Annotated in this window: 1 protein-coding gene; it reads right to left on the bottom strand. The window is 68.5% G+C overall.

The window, feature by feature from the left end; translation table 11 throughout:
• A partial coding sequence (locus tag AB0I32_RS27185; RefSeq protein WP_357511835.1) for a hypothetical protein occupies positions 1-937 on the bottom strand: 937 nt, incomplete at its 3' end.
• Between the last annotated feature and the right edge of the window lie 299 nt (positions 938-1236).

Genomic DNA, 1236 nt, shown 5'->3' with positions numbered 1-1236 from the left:
TCCGGGCCGTCCGCAGCACGTCCGGTGGGATGTGCGCGGTGATCCGGTCGAGCATCGCCCGGACATCCTGCTTGTCGGACGCGCTGACGTTCTCAAGAGTGACGCCGGCTCGCCGGACGGCGTCAGCGCGAGCCTTCTCGGCCAGATACTCCTGTGCGGGGTCGTGGCCGGGGCGAACACCATCGGGCCGATACTTGACCTTGCCGTCGAACTCGATGCCCAGCGCCCACTGTTCGTAGCCCAGGTCGGTGTGGAAGAGCCCGGCGTCGGTCTGCACAGGCATCTGGGTGGTCGGCCGAGGCAGTCCGGCACGGAGCAGCTGATAGCGGACCCAGGTCTCCCAGGCGGACTGAGGGCCGGCGTCGGCCAGCTCGATCACCAGCCGGGCCTGCTGGATTCCGCGCCGGCCGGTCTGGGCGTCAAGCGTCGCGAGCAGCTCTGCTCGGTCGGCGCCCAGGGCGAGGGCCGAGTCGGCGATGACGAGCGCTTCGAGCGGGTGCAGTGTCCGCGCGCAGTCGACGACCGTGCGTACGATTGACGTCACCGGCAGGCCTGCTGCCTCGTCGACGTCATCGGGCGCAAGGGTCCACGAGTAGCGCCGGACGTCGGCGGCGGCGTGACCGGAGGCACGGTAGCGCTGGTAGACGTGTGTCTCTCGTGGTGTCGTCCAGACGAAGCAGCCCAGGAGCAGTGCTGCCGTCTTGTGGCTGAACACGTGCTTGGCTCTGAGCTGGGAGTGCAGCGCACGGGCACGAGCGAGAGCCTTGTTGCGCGCTTCCCGCGCGGCTCCCGAAGGGCCATCGACGCGGATCTCGTCCGGGGTGCAGTACGCACCGCGTCGGACCCTGAGGACTTCACCGGCGCGAGCCGCGGCGGCCAGCTTGTTGCGGTTGTGCTCGAGTGCGAGGGCAACCGTCGGTATCTCCACTTCGACCATGGAACGACGTTGCGCCATCTCTGGCGGCTCGGATGACCGGCAACGAGAGTGCTGTGCACAGGCCGCGAATCCACAAGGCGGTGGTCGTGCTCGGACCGTTGGGCCACCGTCCCGTGGGGCTGCACGCGGGGCAACAATTCCTCGGCTCGGCTCGGCTCGGCTCGGCTCGGCTCGGCGCAGGTGATGTGAGGTGGCGCGGCGTGGCTAGCGACTTCGGTCCGTTGCACGGCGGCCGATATGACTTCGGTCGGTTGCTCTGAGATCGGTCAATCAAACGACCGATCTCAGAGCAACCGCCC

Origin of the sequence: Promicromonospora sp. NPDC050249, assembly GCF_040656015.1 — a bacterium.
Lineage (GTDB): Bacteria > Actinomycetota > Actinomycetes > Actinomycetales > Cellulomonadaceae > Promicromonospora.
The sequence above is the reverse complement of the archived record's forward strand: the minus strand, read 5'-3'. Positions and strand labels throughout refer to the sequence as shown.